24 protein-coding genes are annotated in these 21,477 nt (G+C 56.2%); 10 read left to right on the top strand and 14 right to left on the bottom strand.

Annotated features, from left to right (window positions below):
* Positions 1–113 precede the first annotated feature (113 nt).
* Positions 114–992: an ATP-binding protein gene (locus MWU51_RS08715; RefSeq protein ID WP_247036436.1), complete on the top strand. Its 879-nt coding sequence runs from the start codon at positions 114–116 to the stop codon at positions 990–992.
* Between the two features lie 182 nt (positions 993–1,174).
* Here MWU51_RS08715 and MWU51_RS08710 read toward each other — a convergent pair whose 3' ends face one another.
* The gene (locus tag MWU51_RS08710) at positions 1,175–1,393 is read right to left on the bottom strand and encodes a cold-shock protein (protein ID WP_091430669.1); all 219 of its coding nucleotides are present in this window, start codon (positions 1,391–1,393) and stop codon (positions 1,175–1,177) included.
* Positions 1,394–1,659: 266 nt separating this feature from the next.
* Here MWU51_RS08710 and MWU51_RS08705 point away from each other — a divergent pair, with 266 nt between their 5' ends.
* A complete protein-coding gene (locus MWU51_RS08705) occupies positions 1,660–1,995 on the top strand; it encodes an ArsC/Spx/MgsR family protein (RefSeq protein WP_247036434.1) in 336 nt (111 codons plus the stop codon).
* A 34-nt stretch (positions 1,996–2,029) separates the two neighbouring features.
* The gene (locus MWU51_RS08700) at positions 2,030–2,386 is read left to right on the top strand and encodes a hypothetical protein (protein ID WP_247036432.1); all 357 of its coding nucleotides are present in this window, start codon (positions 2,030–2,032) and stop codon (positions 2,384–2,386) included.
* A 7-nt stretch (positions 2,387–2,393) separates the two neighbouring features.
* Here MWU51_RS08700 and MWU51_RS08695 read toward each other — a convergent pair whose 3' ends face one another.
* From MWU51_RS08695 to thrS, 5 genes are all read right to left on the bottom strand, one after another.
* Positions 2,394–2,942, bottom strand: a complete 549-nt coding sequence (locus tag MWU51_RS08695) for a DoxX family protein (RefSeq protein ID WP_247036430.1) — start codon at positions 2,940–2,942, stop codon at positions 2,394–2,396.
* A gap of 20 nt (positions 2,943–2,962) precedes the next feature.
* On the bottom strand, positions 2,963–3,751 hold the full coding sequence (locus MWU51_RS08690) for a DNA-binding domain-containing protein (RefSeq protein WP_247036429.1): 789 nt from the start codon (positions 3,749–3,751) through the stop codon (positions 2,963–2,965).
* A complete protein-coding gene (locus MWU51_RS08685) occupies positions 3,748–4,617 on the bottom strand; it encodes a DUF692 domain-containing protein (protein ID WP_247036426.1) in 870 nt (289 codons plus the stop codon). Before MWU51_RS08685 ends, MWU51_RS08690 begins: the two co-directional genes overlap by 4 nt.
* A gap of 111 nt (positions 4,618–4,728) precedes the next feature.
* Positions 4,729–5,037, bottom strand: coding sequence for a DUF2282 domain-containing protein (locus MWU51_RS08680; protein WP_247036424.1), 309 nt, complete (start codon positions 5,035–5,037; stop codon positions 4,729–4,731).
* A 402-nt stretch (positions 5,038–5,439) separates the two neighbouring features.
* On the bottom strand, positions 5,440–7,386 hold the full coding sequence (gene thrS, locus MWU51_RS08675) for a threonine--tRNA ligase (protein ID WP_247036422.1): 1,947 nt from the start codon (positions 7,384–7,386) through the stop codon (positions 5,440–5,442).
* A gap of 169 nt (positions 7,387–7,555) precedes the next feature.
* Between thrS and MWU51_RS08670 the strand changes: the two genes are divergently transcribed.
* From MWU51_RS08670 to MWU51_RS08660, 3 genes are all read left to right on the top strand, one after another.
* Complete coding sequence (locus MWU51_RS08670) at positions 7,556–8,305, top strand: alpha/beta hydrolase (protein ID WP_247036420.1); 750 nt, start codon at positions 7,556–7,558, stop codon at positions 8,303–8,305.
* A gap of 97 nt (positions 8,306–8,402) precedes the next feature.
* Positions 8,403–9,113, top strand: a complete 711-nt coding sequence (locus MWU51_RS08665) for an alpha/beta fold hydrolase (RefSeq protein WP_247036418.1) — start codon at positions 8,403–8,405, stop codon at positions 9,111–9,113.
* 248 nt (positions 9,114–9,361) lie between these two features.
* Positions 9,362–9,781 (top strand): hypothetical protein, encoded by a 420-nt coding sequence (locus MWU51_RS08660; protein ID WP_247036416.1) that lies wholly within the window; start codon positions 9,362–9,364, stop codon positions 9,779–9,781.
* Between the two features lie 155 nt (positions 9,782–9,936).
* Here MWU51_RS08660 and phaZ read toward each other — a convergent pair whose 3' ends face one another.
* Entirely contained in the window at positions 9,937–11,256 is a 1,320-nt protein-coding gene (phaZ, locus tag MWU51_RS08655; protein ID WP_247036414.1) for a polyhydroxyalkanoate depolymerase, read from the bottom strand.
* Positions 11,257–11,360: 104 nt separating this feature from the next.
* On the opposite strand from phaZ, the gene phaC reads away from it, so the two are divergent.
* The 3 genes from phaC (at position 11,361) to phaR (ending at position 14,489) form a co-directional block, all read left to right on the top strand.
* Positions 11,361–13,154 (top strand): class I poly(R)-hydroxyalkanoic acid synthase, encoded by a 1,794-nt coding sequence (gene phaC / locus MWU51_RS08650; RefSeq protein WP_247036412.1) that lies wholly within the window; start codon positions 11,361–11,363, stop codon positions 13,152–13,154.
* A 134-nt stretch (positions 13,155–13,288) separates the two neighbouring features.
* Positions 13,289–13,732 carry a Phasin gene (locus MWU51_RS08645; RefSeq protein WP_247038779.1) on the top strand — a complete coding sequence of 148 codons (444 nt, stop codon included), beginning with the start codon at positions 13,289–13,291 and terminating at the stop codon, positions 13,730–13,732.
* A 187-nt stretch (positions 13,733–13,919) separates the two neighbouring features.
* Positions 13,920–14,489, top strand: a complete 570-nt coding sequence (gene phaR / locus MWU51_RS08640) for a polyhydroxyalkanoate synthesis repressor PhaR (RefSeq protein ID WP_247036410.1) — start codon at positions 13,920–13,922, stop codon at positions 14,487–14,489.
* An 84-nt stretch (positions 14,490–14,573) separates the two neighbouring features.
* Here the strand turns inward: phaR and lexA are convergent, their stop codons facing one another.
* The 6 genes from lexA to MWU51_RS08610 all read right to left on the bottom strand — a co-directional run bounded on the left by lexA (position 14,574) and on the right by MWU51_RS08610 (position 19,513).
* Complete coding sequence (lexA, locus tag MWU51_RS08635) at positions 14,574–15,272, bottom strand: transcriptional repressor LexA (RefSeq protein WP_247036408.1); 699 nt, start codon at positions 15,270–15,272, stop codon at positions 14,574–14,576.
* A 155-nt stretch (positions 15,273–15,427) separates the two neighbouring features.
* Positions 15,428–16,600 (bottom strand): gephyrin-like molybdotransferase Glp, encoded by a 1,173-nt coding sequence (glp, locus tag MWU51_RS08630; protein WP_247036406.1) that lies wholly within the window; start codon positions 16,598–16,600, stop codon positions 15,428–15,430.
* A complete protein-coding gene (gene moaC, locus MWU51_RS08625) occupies positions 16,597–17,085 on the bottom strand; it encodes a cyclic pyranopterin monophosphate synthase MoaC (RefSeq protein WP_247036404.1) in 489 nt (162 codons plus the stop codon). Before moaC ends, glp begins: the two co-directional genes overlap by 4 nt.
* Positions 17,082–17,882: an indole-3-glycerol phosphate synthase TrpC gene (trpC, locus tag MWU51_RS08620; RefSeq protein WP_247036402.1), complete on the bottom strand. Its 801-nt coding sequence runs from the start codon at positions 17,880–17,882 to the stop codon at positions 17,082–17,084. Before trpC ends, moaC begins: the two co-directional genes overlap by 4 nt.
* A 36-nt stretch (positions 17,883–17,918) precedes the next feature.
* Positions 17,919–18,935 carry an anthranilate phosphoribosyltransferase gene (gene trpD, locus MWU51_RS08615; RefSeq protein ID WP_247036400.1) on the bottom strand — a complete coding sequence of 339 codons (1,017 nt, stop codon included), beginning with the start codon at positions 18,933–18,935 and terminating at the stop codon, positions 17,919–17,921.
* Positions 18,932–19,513 carry an aminodeoxychorismate/anthranilate synthase component II gene (locus MWU51_RS08610; RefSeq protein WP_247036398.1) on the bottom strand — a complete coding sequence of 194 codons (582 nt, stop codon included), beginning with the start codon at positions 19,511–19,513 and terminating at the stop codon, positions 18,932–18,934. The genes trpD and MWU51_RS08610 overlap by 4 nt, the downstream gene beginning before the upstream one ends.
* Before the next feature lie 131 nt (positions 19,514–19,644).
* Here MWU51_RS08610 and MWU51_RS08605 point away from each other — a divergent pair, with 131 nt between their 5' ends.
* Entirely contained in the window at positions 19,645–20,955 is a 1,311-nt protein-coding gene (locus tag MWU51_RS08605; RefSeq protein ID WP_247036395.1) for a divergent polysaccharide deacetylase family protein, read from the top strand.
* A 1-nt stretch (position 20,956) separates the two neighbouring features.
* Here MWU51_RS08605 and MWU51_RS08600 read toward each other — a convergent pair whose 3' ends face one another.
* Positions 20,957–21,469, bottom strand: coding sequence for a hypothetical protein (locus tag MWU51_RS08600; protein ID WP_247036393.1), 513 nt, complete (start codon positions 21,467–21,469; stop codon positions 20,957–20,959).
* Positions 21,470–21,477: the final 8 nt, after the last annotated feature.

Genomic DNA, 21,477 nt, shown 5'->3' with positions numbered 1-21,477 from the left:
TCCCCAGTCTAACTACAGTTACTAGCGTCCATCATCTTCGGATTCCGACTAGGGATTTGAATGGTGCAGAAGAATGCGTAATTGACTTCCGAGCTTGTAAATTCGGAAAGCCATTGCCGATGTTGATCTTGGGCAAACACATCCAGCAATTAATTCGAAACAATAGCGATGTTAAGTTCTACTGCAGGACAACTAGCTCCGATTTTCGCGGATATGCTGATCATATCGGCTTCTTTAGATACTGTGGCTTTGATCGTGGAAGCAAGCTTGGCCAAGCGATAGGTTCAAATACCTATATCCCAATCCAATCAATCTCCATCGACAAAATAAAGATCGCTTCGGGAGATCGTCCTTACGGCGAGATTGTCGAAGAAAAGGCGTCTGAACTCACACACATCTTAACACAAGAGCGATCTGGCGATCTTTTTGTAGCATTATCTTATTCTTTGCGAGAAATTATGAGAAATGCCGTGGAGCATAGCGAGGGCAGCAATGTGGTCCTGTTCGGACAATATTGGCCAAAAAACGGAAACGCTGAAATCGTGCTTCTTGACGATGGCGTAGGGATAACCAAAACGCTTGGTGATTGCGTTGGTTACGAAGGTAAGTCCGATCAAGAGCTTCTGGAATGCTCATTAGAACCGGGTGTCACAGGAACCACAGAAGCAGAACGGGCCCATCAGGATCCAAGCTATAGAAATTCGGGTTTTGGCCTGTATGTCACAAGTGAGTTTTGTGCAGAGCATGGGCTATTTCAGTTAATAAGTGGCAGCCGAGGAATTACTCGGAAGAAAAAAGCACTAGTTCATCATGATTGGTTATTTGAAGGTACTTGCGTTCAGTTGTCGCTGGACACCCGCAACTTGAAAAATGCCGGAGAACAAATCGAAGAAATCATCGCAAGGGGTGAGAAGCTGGTGCCAGAACACATCGCCACAAAGACGGCCTCAAAGGCTAGTCGGATAAAATCATCATGGTTGGAGAGTGGCTAGTCATTATGGGCCCGTGCCGCGCACGGGCAGCGCCCGACCCTCCCCACGGGAGGGCGCTTTCAGCACCCACCCAGGGTCGGGCGCTGCCCTTGGCAAACGAAGCGCCAAGCAACGCCCCCAAAAGAAAAACCCCGCCGAGCTTTCACTCCGCGGGGCTTCTCATTTCCAGTGATCAAACCCGATCAACTGACCAGTTCAAGGTCCACGGCGGATGCGCGGCCGTCGCGGCCCTCTTGCAGGTCATAGCGGACCTTTTGGTTGTCAGCGAGGCCCGTGAGGCCCGAGCGTTCGACCGCAGAGATATGCACGAACACATCGTTGCCGCCCGCTTCGGGGGCGATGAAGCCATAGCCTTTGGTGGTGTTGAACCATTTTACGGTGCCGGTTTGCTTGTCGGCCATTTCCGTCTCTCCTTGGTGTGGGCGACCGCAGTGTGCGGTGCCTTCTTCGTACAGTCAGGTATCGTCCGGCTGCATGAAACGAGACGGTAGATAGGTCTGCTTACGCCCTTTCAGATTGGACAAGAGCCAGAAAAAATCAAGAGTTTCGTTGGGCCGTGCATCCGTCGGCATGGTTTTGTGATCTTCCGTTTCGCGTTGGTTCACGGCATAAACGGCGCGGGGCGGGGCAAGCGACCGCCGTTGTTTGGCAAGGGGCAGAATAGCATATGCGCGTTTGGGGATTGAAGAATTGCGACACCTGCCGCAAGGCAGTGAAGGCGCTTGAGGGGGCGGGGTATCCGCTCGACTATGTCGATGTGCGCGCCGATGGGGTGGACGCAGGCGATCTGGCGCGGTTTCACGCGGCGTTTGGCGATGCCTTGGTCAACAAACGCTCGACTACGTGGCGCGGGTTGTCGGACGCGGCACGTACGGGGGATCCCCTTGAGTTGCTGCGTGAAAACCCAACCTTGATGAAGCGTCCGGTGATCGAAGACGGCGACCAGTTGACGTTGGGTTGGGACGCAAAAACACGAGACATATGGTTGGAGCGCGGCGCATAAACACCTATCTGTTCGGAAAGTAGGAGGTATCTGCATGCGTAACGCAGCATTGGTTTTGGGGATCATCGCCGGGATTTGGGGCATGATCGTTGGGTTTTTTGGCTATGGCTATACCGAGGTGATCGCGCGGATGGGCGAATTGCCCGATCTGGCCGAACAGGTGGACCATCCGGGCCGCATTCGTGCGTTTGCCTTGATCGCGCCGGTTTTGGCGCTGGCCGGAGGGGCCATGGCCCGGTCTGTTGCGCAAGTGGGCGGCGTTTTGTTGCTGTTGTCCGCGGCGGGCATGTATTTTGCCTTCGGCTATGGCGTGTTTACCATGTTCCCGATTGCATTGGCCGTGCTGGGCGGATTGCTGGCGTTGTTTGCCGTGAAACCTGACCCGCACTGATCGGGTGTCAGCGGATCTTTAAAAGTCTGTCGATGGACAGCGGTCCTGGGCCCTTCAGCACAAGTGTCACTAGCACGACCATCCAAAAGAGCCTCTGATCCAGAATGACGCTGTCGGGGATGCGGTCAAACCATGCGCCCAGCGTTTCGGGTTGCTCGATCCCGCCATGGCCATAAAGGTCGGTCAGGCTTTGCACGATGACAAAGCCGATCATGCCAAGAGCGGCCAGACGTGTCAGCAACCCGATGGTGATCAGCAGGGGCAGAATGAACTCGGCCAAGGTGCCAGCCACGACCACTGCCCAGTGGAACATGCTGAGCTGACCAACATCATAAGACGCAGCCTCCATCGCTTTGGGAAAGATCTGTGCATAGGCCCCAAGCGAAGGTTGGAAGACGCCCAACACCCCGTCGCCCGTCTTGGTCAGGGCAGAGGCCCAGAAATACCCAAGCAAGGTCGCTGCGAACGTGAACCGGGCGAGCGTGGGCAGGGTGGCCGGGGCTAACCGCTCGGCCAGATTGACCGGCGGGAAATAGAGGTTTGCCAGGGCGCGCATGGCCGTATCCTTCCGAAGTGTTAGTCTGGTTTGTCGATGCCGGTTATGGCGTGTGTTGTGATCAGAACGTTTAGCGTTTCGGTTAGGTTGAAATCGGGCGTGTCAGCGGTGGCCAACCCCAACGCAGTGCCAAAGCTGCGTCCTTTGATCAAAGACCTGACGAAAGGAGCGCCGCCGTCTGGCAATCGTTCGGCCACTGGATCAAAACCAATGCGACTGATCACGATATCTTCTGCACCACCGGACGGTTGCGGCCCATCTTTCATGTTGAAATCCCATATCGCTTTTGCAGGCCACTTGGTCGAAAGCACCTCACAGGCGGGTGACATATTCAGACGCGCGTTCATCAGGGTGGGCTGGTCCAACTGGGTCAGTGCCGTTGGATCAATGGGCTGGGCGTCTGCGGCGTGATAAGCGCGGCGCAGGGCCAGTTCTAACCGGGCGACATCTGGTAGATACTTAAGGTGCAGCGTGCCGGGAAAGCTTTCAAGAAAACCAGGTAGGGCTGCACCGTAATGCATCATCAAGGGTGAGGCTGGTGGGTGAATGCGCAGATAAACCTTCGCCATTTCGCGGAAGAATTCATCCCCGACAAGTTTGGCCAGCACCGGAAATCCGGTCAACATCGCCTCGGACAAGCTGTGCGCGACATTGTTGCGATAGACCGAAAACCGCTTCGACGCTTGTTGTCCGTCGGGGTTCGTCAAGCCTTCTGGCACGTCCTGTCTTGGATCCAGGACAGCGTGGCGAAACGCAGTTTGGGTTACAGTCACATCGCCAGTCTTGGGTATGGTCACACTATTGTTCATACGGACACCGCTTTGGTCAACATAGGCGCCAAGTGTTGTGTGGCGCGGGCGGCCTCGGCTTCCAGAACGTCCCATTCAGGCACGTCATTGTCCCATTCCACAAGGGCCGGGCGTGCACCGGCGCGTGCGATGACGTGGTCAAACAAGGTCCAGACAGGCTCATCGACCGGCTTGCCGTGACTGTCGATCAGCAGCTTGCGCCCCAACTCATCGGCATCTTCGTCATGGCCCGCCAGATGAAACTCCTCGACCAGATCAAGCGGATAGGCGTCGATATAGGCGCGTGGGTCAAATTCAAGATTGGTGGCGGATACAAAAACGTTGTTCACGTCCAAAAGCAGCCCACATCCGGTGCGCCGGGCGACCTCGCGCAGGAAGTCAGGCTCGGACCAGGTGCTTTCCGCAAAGGCCAGATAAGAGGACGGGTTTTCAAGAAGCATCTTGCGGCCAAGATGATTCTGCACCTCATTGATATGTGTCGTGATACGGGTGAGGGTTGTGTTTGTATAAGGCAGCGGCAGAAGGTCATTCAGAAACGAACCGTCATGAGTGGACCATGCCAGATGTTCAGAAAACATCGCCGGATCTAGCCAGTCGGTCAACGTCTTCAAACGCGCCAGATGTTCAGGGTCCAGGCGGGTTTCACCTCCGATAGAAAGGCCGACCCCATGCACCGAGATCGGAAAACGTTCAGCAAGGTGACGCAGCTGCGCCAAAGGCCGACCACCATCACCCATGTAGTTTTCTGCGTGTATCTCTAACCAGCGAACAGTGCCCGGATCATCCATGAGTGCTGCAAAATGCTGGGATTTGTATCCGACGCCCGCCCCCTTGGGCAGTATGTTGTCATGGGTGATATCAAGCATGGAGATCTCCATCGGATGCCGACCTGAAGGATCATATGGTACTGATCGCGTCTTTTGTGGTGCGTTAGTGCTCTGGCCGGGCGTTCCGGCCAGAGCGACTTGCGACCAAGTTTAACTGGCGGGCAGGTCACGCTCCAACGCTTCCAGCGAACCCATGCGGTTCATGCCGTCCGAAGCGTCGGTGATTTCCATTGCTTCGCACGAACCAGCCGGAACCAGTTTCCAGGCATTGCCCTGATAATCGACGGTCGAGGTGCCTGCGCAGGTGGTGCCGGGACCCGCGGCGCAATCGTTCTGGCCAGCCAATGCTACGCCGAAGCATTTTTCCTGTTCGCCATCAGCAAAGGCAGGCACAGCACTCGCAGCAACTGCGGCAGAGACAGCGCCGAGAACGGCGACGGTTTTCATGTTGTTGGACATCGAGTTTCCTTTCGGGTTTTTATTCTTACCGCTAGATCGCGGTGAGAGAAGGGTAAGCGGCGGGGTGCTGCACGCTCCACTCACGAAAGCGTAAATCACGGATCCGTTAGCGAAGGTGAACACAGCCGATTGCTTTGGCGGAACAGAAAATACCGCAACTTGGGTCTATGACGCCGCTATTTCAAAGGGTTTCGTGGCTGTGGTTCGCGCAAAAACCGGAAAGAAGTTGTCTTCCGCAGTCGGGTTCAATGTAAAAAATTACAATGAAAAGGGTGTCTGCTGGACTTTTGTTACAACGTGGGCAGCATTCCCATGCGGCCGTCACGGGTAATGTGATGTTCTGTAACGCGTTTCGAATGAAAACCCCCGCTCGTGGCGAGGGTTGACTGATGTTTGTTTTTCTTAGGCTAGGTCGGGTGGCGTGGCTTCGCTCGCCAGTGTCGTAGCAACCTCGTCCAACGGCAGCACTTTCGAATGCTTCTCGCCCAAACGGCGCATTGAAACGGTGCCGTCTTCGACTTCCTTCATGCCGCAGGCCAGAATGACCGGCACCTTACCGACCGAGTGTTCACGGACCTTGTAGTTGATCTTTTCGTTTCGAATGTCAGCCTCGGCGCGGATGCCTTTTGCTTTCAGCGCTGCGACGACGTTTTGCACGTAGTCATCAGCGTCTGACACGATCGAGGCGACAACCACCTGACGTGGTGCGACCCAGAAAGGCAGCTTGCCTGCGTGGCTTTCGATCAGAATGCCGATGAACCGCTCGAACGAACCAAGCGTTGCTCGGTGCAGCATGACAGGTCGGTGCTTTGCCCCATCTTCGCCGATGTAATTTGCGTCCAGACGCTCGGGCAGAACAAAATCCACCTGATGGGTGCCGCATTGCCAATCCCGCCCGATTGCATCGGTCAGAACGAATTCCAGCTTTGGACCATAGAACGCGCCTTCTCCAGGATTGAGTTCCGGTTCGATACCAGCGGCGCGGGTGGCAGCCAGCAAGGCGGTCTCGGCTTTGTCCCAAACTTCGTCCGATCCGGCACGCTTCTCTGGCCGATCCGAGAATTTGACCGAGAAACTTTCGAACCCGAGATCTTTGTAGATCCTAGACAGGAACGAAATAAATTCGGCCGTTTCGCTTTCGATCTGGTCTTCGCGGCAGAAGATGTGCCCATCATCCTGTGTGAACCCGCGCACCCGCATGATGCCGTGCAGGGCGCCCGAAGGCTCATAGCGGTTGCACGACCCAAACTCGGCCATGCGCAATGGCAGGTCGCGATAGGATTTCAAACCCTGATTATAAATCTGAACGTGGCACGGGCAGTTCATCGGCTTCAGGGCGTTCACGGATTTCTCGCGCGCGTGTTCTTCGTCAACTTCGACGATGAACATGTGTTCCTGATACTTTTCCCAGTGCCCGGACGCTTCCCACAGTTTGCGATCCACGACCTGCGGCGTGTTCACTTCGACATAGCCGCCGCGCTTTTGCTGGCGGCGCATGTAATCCTGAAGCTCGGTATAGATCGTCCAGCCGTTCGGGTGCCAAAAGATCTGGCCGGGGGCTTCTTCCTGCATGTGGAACAGGTCCATCTCGCGGCCCAGCTTGCGGTGGTCGCGCTTGGCGGCTTCTTCCAGCATGTGCAGGTGTTTCTTCAAGCCTTCTTTGTTCTGGAAAGCCACACCATAGATACGTTGAAGCATGGCGCGGTCTGAATCTCCACGCCAATAGGCCCCGGCGATGCTCATCAGCTTGAAGGCGTCGGCGGGCAATTGGCCGGTGTGTTGCAGGTGCGGCCCGCGGCAAAGGTCTTGCCAATGGCCGTGCCAATACATGCGCAGCGGTTCATTGCCGGGAATGGCATCGATCAGTTCGACCTTATAGGGCTCGTTGTTAGCCTCATAGAATTTGATCGCGCGGTCACGTTCCCAAATCTCGGTGGTGACCGGCTCGCGCTTGTTGATGATCTCTTTCATCTTCGCTTCGATCTGGCCGAGGTCTTCTGGCGTAAACGGTTGTTCACGATCAAAGTCGTAGTACCAGCCGTTTTCGATCACCGGGCCGATGGTGACTTTCACGTCAGGCCAGATCTCCTGCACCGCGCGCGCCATCACATGAGCGAAGTCGTGGCGTATCAACTCCAGCGCTTGTGCATCATCTTTCATCGTGTGAAGCGAGATCGACGCATTTTCATTGATCGGCCACTGCATATCCCAATGGGCACCGTCTATTGTGGCGGAAATTGCCTTTTTGGCCAACGAGTTTGAGATACTGGCCGCGACCTCGGCAGGGGTCACACCTGCATCGAAATCACGCGAATTGCCGTCAGGAAATGTAAGGGAAATCTGGCTCATGGCCTTCTCCTCGTCGTTTTGGCGCCCACGGAACGCCCGGTTGCGGGTTATGTGTGGGCGCGTTTTGAACCTTGCGTGCGCCTCTGTCAACGGCTTGCGGAAAAAGTTGGGGATTGCAGAGCGTTTCGTGCCCGGTATTGTTTGGCCGACACAGCAAACGGGGAAAAACATGCCCAAGACACAGTATCTTGAAACCGCAAATGGCCGTCGCATCGCCTATGTGAAAACAGACGGGCAGGGGCCGACGATCCTGTTTCTTTCCGGGCTGAAATCGGACATGGAGGGCACGAAAGCGGTCGCGCTTGAGGCTTGGGCCAAAGCCGAAGGGCGGGCGTTTCTGCGGTTTGATTATTCGGGCCACGGGCAAAGCTCGGGGAAGTTTACCGATGGCTCAATTGGTGATTGGCACGAGGACACACTGGCGATTGTGGACCAATTGGTTGATGGCCCCGTGCTGGTGGTCGGCAGTTCAATGGGCGGCTGGCAGTCGCTTTTGCTGGCGCGCGCGCGACCGGGCCGGGTGGTGGGTCTTGTTACAATCGCGGCTGCCCCTGACTTCACCGAAGATGGCTATTGGGCCGGGTTCAGCGACGATCAGAAGGCGGAACTGGAGCATAATGGCTACGTGACGCTACCATCGGAGTATGACGAGGACTACATCATCACCGAACGTCTGATTGATGATGGGCGCGACCATCTGGTTCTGCGCAGTCCACTGAAGCTCGATATGCCTGTGCGATTTCTGCAGGGGACCGAGGATACCGCCGTGCCGACCGCACAGGCCGTCAAGCTGCTGGAACACGTCGACGGAAAAGACATCCGGCTGACGCTTGTAAAGGGGGCTGATCATCGGTTCTCGGACGAAGAATGCCTGCGCACTATTCAGAAAATGATCAAAGTGGTGCTGGCGCGCTGCTAGCATCTGCGCGTTTCATCGCACCAGGTGTTAGCAGCTTGCGCAATTCAAACAGGCGCGCCAAAGTCCGTTCGAGGCATGACAGACAAGCGAGTGAAATATGCATGAACCAGTGGTTCTGATCCCCGGAATGATGTGTGATGCGCGGGTCTTTGGCCCCCAGATCGACGACTTGTCGCAAGATCATATCGTTGTTGTTGCCCCTCCGGTTCACGGGGATACGATCCGCGATATGGCAGGCATTATTTTGGATCAGTTGCCACCGCGTTTTGCGCTGGCAGGGCTGAGCATGGGCGGCATCGTCGCTATGGAAATTGCCCGACGTGCGCCGGAACGGGTGTCGCGTTTGGCTTTGATGTCAACCACGCCGTTGCCCGATACACCCGCCCAAGCTGCATGGCGCGAGCCGCAGATCGTGCGCGCCAGCGCCGGACGGCTGGATGAAGCGATGGCAGAATCGCTATCTCCCGACCATCTGGCCCCAGGCCCCGGACGAGATGCAGTCGTTGCTTTGGTGCAGGACATGGCTCATCGACAAGGAGGCGAGATGTTCGTCCGCCAGTCACGCGCTCTTCAGCGTCGCCCCGATGCACAGCGCAGTCTGCAACGGTTGAAAGTGCCCACCATGGTGATGTGTGGCGCACATGATGGGCTGACCCCACCCAAACGACATGAAACCATGGCGGCCCTTATTCCGGGGGCAGAACTGGTGATCTTGCCCGAAGCTGGGCATTTGCCAACCGTCGAAGTGCCGCAACAGGTCAATATCGGAATGCGGGCATGGCTCGATATGCCGCTTGAGCTGCGCTGATAAACTCAAATAGGCAAGGCACTTTCGACCCGGGACCCCATCGGATTTGTTGATGATCGTGACCGAACCGAAGCACGCTCATATACAGGGCGTTCGCTGTCATGAACTCAGAACAAGCCGGATAGCCGTTCGTTTTATGAAGCGTTCAACGGAACGCGATACCACGGGATTTAGCTAACCTCAGCACCAGGTTTTGTGAAAAACGAGATTGCGCTAAGCTTCCTACATTTACCCATAGGAGTTTGTTCATGTTTAGGTTGCGATATATCCTGCCAGCCCTTGCTTTTGTGATGACCCAGACCGCCTTTGCTGGTCCCAATCTTGCTTCTTACTACACCACCATCGGTAAAGAAGATTTCTATAACTCACGCGGTGCACCGCTTAAGGACGTAGGTGCAGTAATTCAGCAGGATCGTGCAAACTTTCATCGCTTTGGCCTTCGGCACCCGGGGGATGAAACAGATCCTTTTTTCGGTGATCGGGCGATGCGCGCCAAGATCCCTGATTTGGTGCGCGCTGGGGGAGTGGACCGATACCTTCAGGAATTGCTCGGACGGGGGTGGCAAGGCTATGACCAGACCTGGCTTATCCAGATCTGTGGCACTCGTGGTGGCGTCACCCATCTGCGGATTGATCCGGCAGATGGTGACGGCTATTCGGATTGCTGAACTAAGAAAATATCACGGGCCGCCCACACCGACATCTGCAAGGGCTGTGACTGTTTGTCGTCTCAATGCTTAGGATAGCATACATCGCCCAATGACACATCTGGACAGGGGTGCGAACCCATGTGTGCGCCTGCGTCATATTTAGGGTGTGCAACCTATTTCCCGGCGGATTTCACAACCTTCAGCCCCGCCGGCTTTGCAGCCGCTTTCTTAGCTCGTTTCTTGGCAGCCTGCACGGCGTGTCGCCCGTCATTTTGGTCGATGAAGTTCAGAACCAGCGGGCGAATATTGTTGCGCCAGCTTTTGCCCGCAAAGATACCGTAATGGCCTGCGCCGTCTTCGACATGGCTGGCTTTTTTGTCTGCGGACAGACCGGTCAGCAGGTTCAGGGCCGCGATGCACTGGCCAGGGGCTGTGATGTCGTCCTTGGTGCCTTCGACTGTTTTGACTGCGACGTCGGTGATCGCACCGATATTCACTGTGTGCCCATCAACGACAAATGCGTTCTTGGCAATTTCGCTGTTCTTAAAGACACGTTTAACAGTGCTCAGGTAAAACTCTGCGGTCATATCCATGACGGCAAGGTATTCGTCATAGAAGCGGTTGTGCTTGTCACGTTCTGATGCTTCGCCCTTGGCCACTCGCATGATCTGGTTCGAAAATGCTTTCGAATGCTTTTCACCATTCATCGACATGAAGCCTGCCAGTTGCAGCAGACCGGGATAAACCATCCGACCAGCCCCTTTGTACTTGAAGCCCACGCGTTGTATTGCGGTTTCTTCCAGCTGTCCCATGGTCACACGACGTCCGAAATCGGTCACATCCGTGGCTGCAGCGTCCGGGTCAATCGGACCACCGATCAGGGTCAGCGTTTGCGGCTGTGCTTCGGGATCCAACTCGGCCAGATAAGCGGTCGCTGCAAGCGTTAGGGGGGCGGGCTGGCACACGGCAACAACGTTGATGTCAGGGCCAAGGTGGCGCATGAAATCGACCAGATAGAGGGTATAGTCCTCAATATCGAATTTGCCGGCACTGACGGGAATATCCCGAGCATTGTGCCAATCAGTGATGTAAACTTCCGCATCGGGAAGAAGGCTGGCAACGGTCGATCGCAAAAGCGTTGCATAGTGGCCGGACATGGGGGCCACCAGCATAATGCGGCGTTTTTTCTCGCGGCGCCCGGTGACTTTGAACTGGATCAAGTCGCCAAACGGCCGCTCGACCAGCTTCTCAACTTGCACTACGTGGTCGCGACCATCTTCGCCAACGACGCTCAGGATGCCCCAGTCGGGTTTTGTGACCATCCGATCAAAGCTACGTTCGGTCACTTCGCCCCATGCAGATAACATCTGAAAGAACGGGTTCGGAATCAAGGCGGTTGCGGGATACGACCCCATGGCTGCGGCTGTTGCGCCTAACCACTGATTCGTATTACGGATCGTCTCCATCAGATCGTAAGTCGCCATGTACCGCATTTGATATTAGCCTTTGATTTTTACGCGCTGCATTCGCATAGTTGGTTTCATATGCAGTTTTTACGATGCTGCACTTGCAGAAACCATAGGGGGGAAATTGTTTCATGACAACTGACCAAGTAGACAAAGGCCAGGAACTGAGTGAACTGAACAACAACCTCGCCCGCATCGAGGAACTGTCAAAACGCCTTGCCAACATCATGGCGCACAGAAAACCCGTGCGGCCCAGCCTGCAGGCGCCGGGGCAGGAATTCTATGTAAAAGCCGCCGGGACTATCTGGGCGGACATGATGGCGAACCCATCAAAGATGTTTGAGCATCAGGTGGCCTATTGGGGCAAAACGCTGGAACATGCGATGGAAGCACAAGCGGCTTTGGCCGCTGGCGAGTTTAAGGCACCTGAGGATTCGGGTCCAAAGGATCGACGGTTTTCAAACCCGCTGTGGGATTCTCATCCTTACTATAACTATGTCAAACAGCAGTATCTGATCAGTTCGCAAACTATCGAAGAAGCGCTGAAGGACGTCGAAGGGCTGGATCCCGAAGATACCAAACGGATGGAGTTCTTCACTCAGCAGATCATAGACATGATGAGCCCGACCAATTTTCTGGCAACAAACCCGGACGCCATGGAGCGCGCTGTTGAAACAAACGGGCAGTCGCTGGTGAAAGGATTGGAAAACCTTGTCGCGGATCTTGAGGCCAACGATGGTGAACTTTTGGTCAAGCTGGTGGATGACAGTGCGTTCGAGGTTGGTAAGAATATCGCAACAACGCCGGGGCAGGTGGTGTATCGCAACCGGATGTTGGAGCTGATTCAGTATACACCAACAACCGAAAAGGTGCATGCGACGCCGTTGATCATCTTCCCGCCTTGGATCAACAAATTTTACATCATGGACCTGAAGGAACAGAACAGCCTGATCAAATGGATCGTCGATCAGGGTTACACGCTGTTTGTTGTCAGCTGGGTGAACCCGGACGCGTCCTATGCAGAAGTGGGGCTGGGCGATTATATTGAAGACGGATATCTGGCCGCAATGCGCGAGGCGAAAGCCATCACCAAACAGAAGAAGGTCAATGTGGTCGGCTATTGCATTGCCGGCACCACACTGTCTCTGACCTTGTCTTTGATGAAAAAACGCGGAGACAAGTCTGTCAATTCAGCGACATTCTTCACTACGCTGACTGATTTTTCAGATCAGGGTGAAGTCGGTGTCTTTCTGGACGACGATTTTGTTACCGGGATCGAAGAAGAAGTGGCTGAACGCGGCTATCTGGACAGTTTTTTCATGTCGCGAACCTTCTCTTTTCTAAGGCCCAATGACCTGATCTATGGCCCTGCAATCAACAGCTACATGCTGGGCAAGACGCCCCCTGCCTTCGATCTTCTGTATTGGAACGGGGACAGCACAAACCTGCCCGCCAAGATGACCGTCGAGTATCTGCGCGGCCTGTGTCAAGACAATCGCTTTGCGAAGGGTGATTTCGAATTGCTGGACGAGCATCTTTCGATTTCAGATGTGGACGTGCCGCTTTGCGCCATTGCTTGCGAGACAGATCACATTGCCGCGTGGAAGTCATCCTATGACGGCATTCGGCAGATGGGGTCGAAGGACAAGACCTTCATTGTGTCGCAAAGCGGACATATCGCGGGGATCGTGAACCCGCCGTCGAAAAAGAAATATGGCCACTATACCAACGAAGACTGGCCTGCGGCTTCGGATGACTGGATGGAGGGGGCAACCTTCAATGAAGGATCTTGGTGGGGGCGTTGGGATGAGTGGCTTTCTAGGCGGTCAGGTAAGCAGATAGAGGCACGCGAGGTCGGCGATTCGTCGCACAAACCACTTGCCCCAGCGCCTGGTACCTATGTTGTTGCGAAACCAATTACCTGATTTTCAACAACTTATTATTGTTTTATGCTGCAGTGCAGAAAAAGCTTGATTTTCTGCACTGCAGCATACATATTCTCCTCATAGAAATTCAGGCGCCGACCTCCTCCCCGGCGCAAAACCTCGGAGATATGACAATGACTAAGACACAAGACTTCACCAAGATGTTCCAAGAAATGCTGGGTAACTTCCCCGTTGACATGTCGGTCGCTCAAGACGCTTTCAAAAACCAAGCTGCTTTGGCCGAAAAAATGTCGAAAGTTGCTCTGCAAGCTGCAGACAAATCGGCTGAGATCTCGACCAAATGGACCAAAGAAACTCTGTCCAAAATGGGCGACGTCACCACTGCTAAAGAAGAAGCAGCTGACTATGGCAAAGCCGTAACCGACTTCGCTTCGGCTCAAGCCGAGCTGGCCGCTGAAAACCTGGCCGCTTTCGCTGAAGTTGCGAAAAAAGTGCAAGCTGAAACCGTTGAGCTGATGATGGCTGCCGGCAAAGAGCTGGGCGACGACGCACAAGCTGCTGTCAAAAAAGCAACTGACGAAGTTCAGAAAGCTGCCAAAAAAGCGACTGCTAAGTAAGCGAATTTTGCCGGAGACCAACCTCCCGATCCGGCCTATTCCAGAAGGGCGAGCTTCGTGCTCGCCCTTTTTTTATTTGTGCCTGCATTAGTCTCCTCACATAAAGTTTGATCAAAAGACTTGCCTTTGATGTGGGCTTTGCTAGGCTTTTGCAGTGCAGCAATCATAGCTGCTGCGGGGAGATAAGATGGCTCAGAAACAAGAACCACTGCTGATCAAGCGTTACGCAAGTCGGCGCCTGTATAACACCGAGACCTCGGATTATGTGACATTGGACGACATTGCCGGGTTCATCCGTGATGGTCGTGAAGTTCAGATTATCGACTTGAAGTCGGGTGATGATCTGACGCGCCAGTACCTGCTTCAGATCGTTGCCGAACACGAAAGCCGGGGCGAAAGTGTTTTGCCGGTGGATGTGCTGACCGATCTTGTACGTTCCTATACCACGCAAGCGCATAGCGTCGTGCCGCAGTTCCTGGCGGCGAGCTTTGAGATGCTGCGCGATGGTCAATCCAAGATGATGGAAAACTTCGGTGCGATGGGAAATCCTATGGCACAGATGCCCGGATTTGAAGCGATGCAAGCGCAGCAAGAAGCCTTCATGAAAGCGATGATGGGTGGATTTCCTGGCGGTGCCTCGTCTTCTGAAGACGATGACAGCGCGGCGGATAAACCGGAAGCAGGATCCAAGGACGAACTGGACGCTATCAAGAAACAGCTTGCGGAGTTGCAGAAAAAACTGTCAGGGCTTGGCTGACGCAAATTCGTCGACTGATTGTAAGAAAGGGACGCACCATAGTTGCGTCCCTTTTTTAATTTCGGTCAGAATGCTAGAAACTGATCAGTAAGTGCGGATCAATCCGACCAACTTGCCTTGCACCTTGACCTGACCTTCCGGCAGCAAGCGGGTTTCATAGGCCGGGTTGGCGGCTTCCAAAGCGATCATCCCATCGGTTTTGCGAAACCGTTTCAACGTAGCTTCATACCCGTCAACCTGCGCCACGACGATGTCACCATTCTGCGCTTGGCTGGTCTCGCGAATGACCACCACATCGCCATTGTTGATCCCTGCGTCGATCATCGAGTCGCCCTTGACCTCAAGCGCATAGTGACGCCCGCCAGTGGCCAGCATGGTTTCCGGCACAGATACGTGTTGCGCACCATCAGTAATGGCTTCGATCGGTTCACCGGCAGCGATGCGCCCCATCAGGGGTAGGTCGCTAACGCCCAAACCTTCAAGGGGAATGGCGCTTGCAGGGGTGCGTTCGGGTCGGTCGCCTTTGATCACGCGCGGCTCAAACCCGGCACGACCAGCATTTTCAAGTGGCTCGGGCAGTTTCACGATTTCGATCGCACGGGCGCGGTGGGCAAGGCGGCGTATAAAACCGCGTTCTTCCAATGCGGTGATCAAACGGTGAATTCCGGATTTGGACCGCAGATTCAACGCTTCCTTCATTTCATCAAAGGACGGCGGCACACCGTCGCGTTGGATCCGCTTATGAATGAAATCCAAAAGTTCCAACTGCTTGCGTGTCAACATGCTCTCGCACCTCCGTCTTTATTCATTCCAAGTTCACTGTTTCTATCAGCGCTGGAAAGGCCCTTGTTGCGGGGCGTTCAACGAATGTTCTATCCCTGTTCCCTTTTTGTGTCAACAGCGCACGTCAGGCGGGAAAGTAAGGCATTCTAATCGTGTCAGATAGGGAGGTAGTCGAGCCGTTCGCCCGGTTCACGCTCGGGATCAGAGACCGGGCGAACAGCCAATGCGTTGGCTTGTGACAACACGCTTAGAAGCGCACTGTCCTGACTGTCGAAGATTGTGATCTTGTCGCCGTCGACGCGCGCGCGCATGTAATGTTCCCGAGGGCCATTCGCTTTGATCGGTGTCGACAGAACCGCAGACATACGCGGTGTGGCTGCCGCCCCCAGCCCCAGCATCGCGCGCAGGGCGGGCACTAGGAATACGTGTCCGCAGACCATGGACGACACGGGATTGCCGGGCAGACCAATCATGACGGCATCCCCCATTCGTCCGGCCATCAGAGGTTTTCCAGGGCGCATCAGCACTTTGTAAAAGCTCTGCTCCATCCCCATTGTGGCGGCCACGTCGCCCACAAGATCATGGTCGCCAACCGAAGCACCGCCAATCGTTACGATCAGATCGGCGTCAGAGGCCAATTCGAACGCGGTGCGAAGGCTGCCAACGTTGTCGCGTGCTATGGGCAACATACGGGCGTGGCCGCCATTGGCTTCGATCAAGGCTTTCAGGCCAAAGCTGTTGGAGGCGATGATCTGGTCCGGTCCCGGTTGCTCACCCGGCATGACAAGCTCGTCCCCTGTCGCCAAAAGCGCCACGACAGGTTTGCGGGTGACGGTCAGTTTGGGAACATTCATCGCCGCCGCCAATGCAAGGTCGGCAGGGGACAAGACGCGCGGTGCCGGGATGGTATCACCGGGGACGAAATCGGCCCCGGCGGGGCGCACATGCGGACCAAGGTCCAGTTTGCGCGCAAGTGTGATCAGATCACCCCGGCGATCGACATCTTCCTGTATGATCACGCGATCAGTGCCATCGGGCATCGGTGCGCCGGTGAAAATGCGCACGGTTTCACCTGAACCGACGCGTCTCGGAAATCCATGCCCGGCAGCACTTTCGCCGACGATGCGGAACATCGCTTCGGGGTCGGCTTCAACACCGTTCAGCGCATAGCCATCCATAGCTGAAGCCGCGAAGGGCGGTTGCAGGCGGGATGCGACAACGGGGGCGACAAGAGTGCGCCCTGCGGCGTCAGCCAGCGGCACATCTTCTGTTCCCAACGGCCCGACCAGATCGAATATCGCGTCAAGCGCCTCGGACACGGTGATCATCTGTCGACCTCGTATATTCCTGATTTCCCGCCTTCCTTGCGCAACAGGCGGATACCGGTAATCTCCATACCTTTTTCGGCGGCTTTCAGCATGTCATAGACAGTCAGGCAGGCGACAGTTACAGCCGTCAGAGCTTCCATCTCGACGCCCGTTTGACCGCCGGTCTTGACGGTCGCGGTGATCCGCACACCGGGAAGGTCGGGCTGTGGGTCAAGTTCTAGTGCGACCTTGGTGATGGGCAGCGGGTGGCACAGCGGGATCAGGTCCGATGTGCGTTTCGCACCCATGATACCGGCCAGCCGCGCGACACCCAGAACGTCACCTTTCTTGGCCGAACCAGAGGTCACTAGCGCCAGCGTTTCTGCCGTCATTTTGACGAAGCCTTCGGCCAGCGCGACGCGATCCGTCACGGCCTTGCCCGAGACATCGACCATATGGGCCTGTCCATCGGAGTCGAAGTGGGTGAGGGGATTTTTGTCGCTCATGCGGGTACAGGGTTGGCCAGAATGGCGCGAGTTGCGGCTTCGACATCGTCCTGACGCATCAGGCTTTCGCCGATCAGAAAACTGCGCGCGCCGTATTCTGCCATATCCGCCAGGTCCTGCGGCGTGAACAACCCGCTTTCGCACACAAGATGACGGTCAGCGGGCGCAAGTTTCGACAGGCGGCGCGTGGTGTCGAGCGTCGTCTCGAAGGTCTTCAGATTGCGGTTGTTTACGCCCAGAAGAGGAGACTTCAGCGCAACCGCGCGTTCCAGCTCGACTTCATCATGCACTTCGATCAGAACGTCCATGCCCCATGAAAAAGCTGCGTCTTCAAGCTCTTGCGCTTGGCTGTCCTCCACGGATGCCATGATGATCAGGATACAGTCAGCACCCAACGCGCGGGCTTCGGCCACCTGATAGGTGTCATACATGAAGTCCTTGCGCAGGGCGGGAAGGCTGACCGCAGCACGGGCTGACACAAGGAACTCATCTGCACCTTGAAAGGATGGTGTGTCCGTCAGAACCGACAGGCAAGTCGCGCCGCCAGCCTCATAGGCACGGGCCAATGCGGGCGGGTTGAAATCGGCACGGATCAAGCCCTTGGACGGGCTGGCCTTCTTTACTTCAGCAATCAGGCCATAACCTGCTTCAGCGGCTTTCGTCAGCGAGGCGGCGAAGCCACGCGTGGGGGAGGCGTCACGGGCGGCAGCCTCGACCTCAGACAAAGGGCGGGCGGCTTTGCATGCGGCCACATGGTCCAGCTTATATGCTTTGATTTTGTCTAGAACAGTGCTCATGGGCGTGGTCTATTTCCTTGAAGGGGTCGGGGCAAGCTATGCCGTCGTTGTCAATGCAGCCAGTGCTTCGATTTTCGATTTCGCTGCCCCGCTGTCGATGCTTTCAGCGGCCATTTCGACGCCTTCCTTCAGGTCGACCACCTTGTCAGCCACCACCAAGGCAGCGGCGGAATTCAACAGCACCGCATCGCGGAAGGCTGACGCTTCGCCATCCAGAAGTGCGCGGAAGGCGATGGCATTTTCGGCAGGCTCTCCGCCAAGGATCGAGGCCAGTCGGTGCACTGGCAGCCCCGCATCTTCGGGGTGAATTTCACGTGCATAAATTCTGCCGCCCTCAAGCGCGGCGACAGAGGTCACACCGGTGATCGAGATCTCGTCCATCCCGTCTGCTCCGTGCACCAGCCATGCTTTCTCTGATCCCAGTGATTGCAGGGTTTCCGCCATGGGAAAGATCAGGTCGGCGGCAAAGGCGCCGGTCAATTGGCGTTTGACACCTGCCGGGTTGGTCAGGGGGCCAAGAATGTTGAAGATCGTCTTGCAGCCCATTTCCTGCCGCACAGGCATCACATGCTTCATCGCCGGATGGTGCATCGGGGCCATCATGAAGCCGATGCCGACATCGTTGATTGCGCGTTCAGCCACATCCGCGCCGACCATGACGTTCACGCCCATTTCGGTCAGTGCGTCCGCCGCGCCTGATTTGGATGACAGGTTGCGGTTGCCATGTTTGGCCACGGTCACGCCTGCGCCCGCCACGACAAAGGCCGTCGCGGTCGAGATGTTCAACGTGCCCATCCCATCACCTCCCGTGCCAACAATATCCATCGCGCCGTCCGGGGCGCTGACCTTGGCGCATCTTGCGCGCATCACGGCCGCCGCCGCCGCGTATTCGGAAACACTTTCGCCACGCGCGCGCATCGCGGCCAGAAGCGCACCGATCTGGGCGGGGGTTGCTCGACCATCAAACAGTTCTTCAAAGGCAAGTTCGGCCTGAGCGCGGGACAGCGGCCCCTCGGTCGCGGCATAGATCAGTGGTTTCATTGCTTCGCTCATGCGGATACTTTCGTCTTGTTCAGGAAATTTTGAAGCATTGCGTGCCCATGCTCGGACCGGATGCTTTCCGGGTGGAACTGCACGCCTTCCACTTCAAGCTCTTTGTGGCGCAGACCCATGATCAAGCCGTTGTCCAACTCGGCGGTGATTTCCAGACAATCGGGCAGGGTATCGCGATCTACGACCAATGAATGATAACGAGTGGCCAGAAGCGGCGAAGGCAGACCTTCGAACACGCCTTTACCTTGGTGCCTGATCTCTCCCATCTTGCCATGCACAATCTCAGGTGCGCGCACGACATTGCCGCCAAACGCCTCGCCGATCGCCTGATGGCCAAGACAGACACCAAACAGAGGAACCTTCGCGTCAGCCGCAGCGGCGGTCAGGGCCAGACAGATGCCCGCCTGTGCCGGATCACAAGGCCCGGGCGACAGAACGATTCCGTCCGCGCCCATACCCATCGCCTCTTGCACATCCAGCGCATCGTTGCGCCGAACGACCACTTCGGCCCCCAATTCGCCGAAATAGTGGACAAGATTATAGGTGAAGCTGTCATAATTATCGATCAGCAGGATCATAGTGCGGCCTTTCGCCAAGAATGTCTTAGCAGGGGTTACGTCCTGCGATTGTCGGGCTATACATGATCCACGCAGGTGCCACCGGTCAAGAGCGGCACGTGCAAAGGATGAGGTTTCGAGGAGAGAATGCCATGGCAAAGGGCTTCTTGTCGGGTGTTGTGGCCGGAACGGTCGTGTCCGTTCTGGGTCTTGGTGTTGTGTCGCTGCAACTGGCTCCGGTTCAACCGACGCAGGTGGCGCCGCCAGTGGTAGATCAGGATGTCGCCGCGCCGGACGACACAGCGCCGCAGACCGCGGATGTGCCGGTTGCCAATGACACCCCGCCAGACGCGATCAGTGCGCCGGATACACCAGGGGAGATGGAAACGACGGATGTGGCACCTGATGCGGATGTTCCGTCGGCGGATGCGCCCACACCTCCGCCAGATCCTGTTGTGCCAGAAAGCGATGCTTCGGTTGAAACCGATGCGCCCGCCGCGACGCCTCCTGCCGATACGTCACAGCCCGCAGAGCAAGATTCAACAGAAGAGGCGTCTGGTGAGCCAAGCAATGATGCCGCCACCGAGGGCCAGACTAAAACGGACGCCAACCTGCCGCAGTCCATTCCCGATCTAGCGAACACACCCCAGATAAAAAGTGACCCCGTCGCCCCGATCGGCGATTTGGCGGATGGTGTGACAACCAATCGTCTGCCGACGATTGAACAGCCAGTGACCGAGGGTGGGGCTGCACAGTCAGGTGCCGATCCGGTTCTGACTGACACACCGATGCTTGCCATCGACCAGAACGCCGCAGCCTTTACCAACCCTGAAGGCCGTCCGTTGATGTCGGTCGTGTTGTTTGACCAAGGTGCCGCCCGTCAATCGCTTGGCGATTTGAACAATCTGCCCTTCCCGGTCAGCTTCGTGGTGGACACCAACGATCCGAATGCAGCACAGGCCATCGCCTTTTATCGCGATGCCGGGGCCGAGGTGTTGATAGTGCCCGCCATGCCCACGAACGCGACCCCCACGGACGCCGAAGTGATTTTTCAAGCGCAGGCACCATTGCTTGATCTGGCTGTAGGCGTGTTCCTGACCGAAGAAAGCGGGTTTCAAAGCAACAGCCAGCTTGCAGCGCAGATCTCTGAAATACTGGCCGCCAGCGGGCATGGGCTGGTGTCTGAACCGCAGGGCTTGAACACGGGTCACAAAACCGCGCTGAAAAACGGCGTTGCCGCAGGTGTCGTGTTCCGAGAACTGGATGGTGAAGGGCAAGACGGCAAGGTCATGCGCCGCTTTTTGGACAACGCGGCGTTCAAGGCCGGGCAGGAAAATGGCGTGATCATGCTGGGTCGCGCACAGGCCGAAACCTTGCAAGCTCTGATCGAATGGAACCTTGGGAACCGGGCGAAATCGGTGGCAATGGCCCCGGTCTCGGCGCTGCTGTTGGGTGGGTTGTAACTTATTTTAGTTGCTGCATCACCTCAAGGTTGCAGGCGGTTGCATAGCCCATCGCCCGTTTGACACCGGGCAAAAAGGCCGCACCGTTCATCGCCAGCGACAGTTCTATCAAGCCGGCATCTCCGTAAGCAGATCGTACCTGCTCACGCGCATCAGGCGCGTCGATCCGATCCCGGACCACCGCATCTTTCAGCACAATCACTGCGTTGAGATCTCCTTTCACCTGATCAGTCAACACACGGTGCATCCAGTCCTGTGAAAGCCCCGCCGCCAGGGCTAAGTTGATCTCGGCCTCGACGCATGTGCCACAATCTGCGGCGAGCGCCCCGCGCAAACGAGCCGCATGATAGGCATCTGTGGGCAAATGTTTGCGCGGGTCGACTATACCGAAAATCCGGTTGTAACGCGACAGCAAGCCGATGTTGGTTTCGGCAATGGCATGGACATAGTCGAGGGTGACGCCGACGCGCCGTTCAGCCTTCCGGATCAGGTAATGTGCGATGCGTCTAATCATCCGGGCTC

Source organism: Aliiroseovarius sp. F47248L (assembly GCF_023016085.1).
GTDB lineage: Bacteria > Pseudomonadota > Alphaproteobacteria > Rhodobacterales > Rhodobacteraceae > Aliiroseovarius.
Note: the sequence above shows the minus strand (reverse complement) of the source record. Positions and strands in the feature narration are given on the sequence as shown.

What these genes read in the sequence shown, in the direction of transcription:
- MWU51_RS08710 (WP_091430669.1), bottom strand. Translation starts at nt 1,393, where the DNA reads ATGGCCGACAAGCAAACCGGCACCGTAAAATGGTTCAACACCACCAAA.
- MWU51_RS08600 (WP_247036393.1), bottom strand. Translation starts at nt 21,469, where the DNA reads ATGATTAGACGCATCGCACATTACCTGATCCGGAAGGCTGAACGGCGC.
- MWU51_RS08610 (WP_247036398.1), bottom strand. Translation starts at nt 19,513, where the DNA reads ATGATCCTGCTGATCGATAATTATGACAGCTTCACCTATAATCTTGTC.
- MWU51_RS08680 (WP_247036424.1), bottom strand. Translation starts at nt 5,037, where the DNA reads ATGTCCAACAACATGAAAACCGTCGCCGTTCTCGGCGCTGTCTCTGCC.
- moaC (WP_247036404.1), bottom strand. Translation starts at nt 17,085, where the DNA reads ATGAGCGACAAAAATCCCCTCACCCACTTCGACTCCGATGGACAGGCC.
- phaZ (WP_247036414.1), bottom strand. Translation starts at nt 11,256, where the DNA reads ATGCGGTACATGGCGACTTACGATCTGATGGAGACGATCCGTAATACG.
- MWU51_RS08705 (WP_247036434.1), top strand. Translation starts at nt 1,660, where the DNA reads ATGCGCGTTTGGGGATTGAAGAATTGCGACACCTGCCGCAAGGCAGTG.
- MWU51_RS08690 (WP_247036429.1), bottom strand. Translation starts at nt 3,751, where the DNA reads ATGAACAATAGTGTGACCATACCCAAGACTGGCGATGTGACTGTAACC.
- MWU51_RS08645 (WP_247038779.1), top strand. Translation starts at nt 13,289, where the DNA reads ATGACTAAGACACAAGACTTCACCAAGATGTTCCAAGAAATGCTGGGT.
- MWU51_RS08665 (WP_247036418.1), top strand. Translation starts at nt 8,403, where the DNA reads ATGCATGAACCAGTGGTTCTGATCCCCGGAATGATGTGTGATGCGCGG.
- MWU51_RS08660 (WP_247036416.1), top strand. Translation starts at nt 9,362, where the DNA reads ATGTTTAGGTTGCGATATATCCTGCCAGCCCTTGCTTTTGTGATGACC.
- thrS (WP_247036422.1), bottom strand. Translation starts at nt 7,386, where the DNA reads ATGAGCCAGATTTCCCTTACATTTCCTGACGGCAATTCGCGTGATTTC.
- MWU51_RS08700 (WP_247036432.1), top strand. Translation starts at nt 2,030, where the DNA reads ATGCGTAACGCAGCATTGGTTTTGGGGATCATCGCCGGGATTTGGGGC.
- lexA (WP_247036408.1), bottom strand. Translation starts at nt 15,272, where the DNA reads ATGTTGACACGCAAGCAGTTGGAACTTTTGGATTTCATTCATAAGCGG.
- trpD (WP_247036400.1), bottom strand. Translation starts at nt 18,935, where the DNA reads ATGAGCGAAGCAATGAAACCACTGATCTATGCCGCGACCGAGGGGCCG.
- MWU51_RS08670 (WP_247036420.1), top strand. Translation starts at nt 7,556, where the DNA reads ATGCCCAAGACACAGTATCTTGAAACCGCAAATGGCCGTCGCATCGCC.
- glp (WP_247036406.1), bottom strand. Translation starts at nt 16,600, where the DNA reads ATGATCACCGTGTCCGAGGCGCTTGACGCGATATTCGATCTGGTCGGG.
- trpC (WP_247036402.1), bottom strand. Translation starts at nt 17,882, where the DNA reads ATGAGCACTGTTCTAGACAAAATCAAAGCATATAAGCTGGACCATGTG.
- MWU51_RS08605 (WP_247036395.1), top strand. Translation starts at nt 19,645, where the DNA reads ATGGCAAAGGGCTTCTTGTCGGGTGTTGTGGCCGGAACGGTCGTGTCC.
- phaC (WP_247036412.1), top strand. Translation starts at nt 11,361, where the DNA reads ATGACAACTGACCAAGTAGACAAAGGCCAGGAACTGAGTGAACTGAAC.
- MWU51_RS08685 (WP_247036426.1), bottom strand. Translation starts at nt 4,617, where the DNA reads ATGCTTGATATCACCCATGACAACATACTGCCCAAGGGGGCGGGCGTC.
- MWU51_RS08695 (WP_247036430.1), bottom strand. Translation starts at nt 2,942, where the DNA reads ATGCGCGCCCTGGCAAACCTCTATTTCCCGCCGGTCAATCTGGCCGAG.
- phaR (WP_247036410.1), top strand. Translation starts at nt 13,920, where the DNA reads ATGGCTCAGAAACAAGAACCACTGCTGATCAAGCGTTACGCAAGTCGG.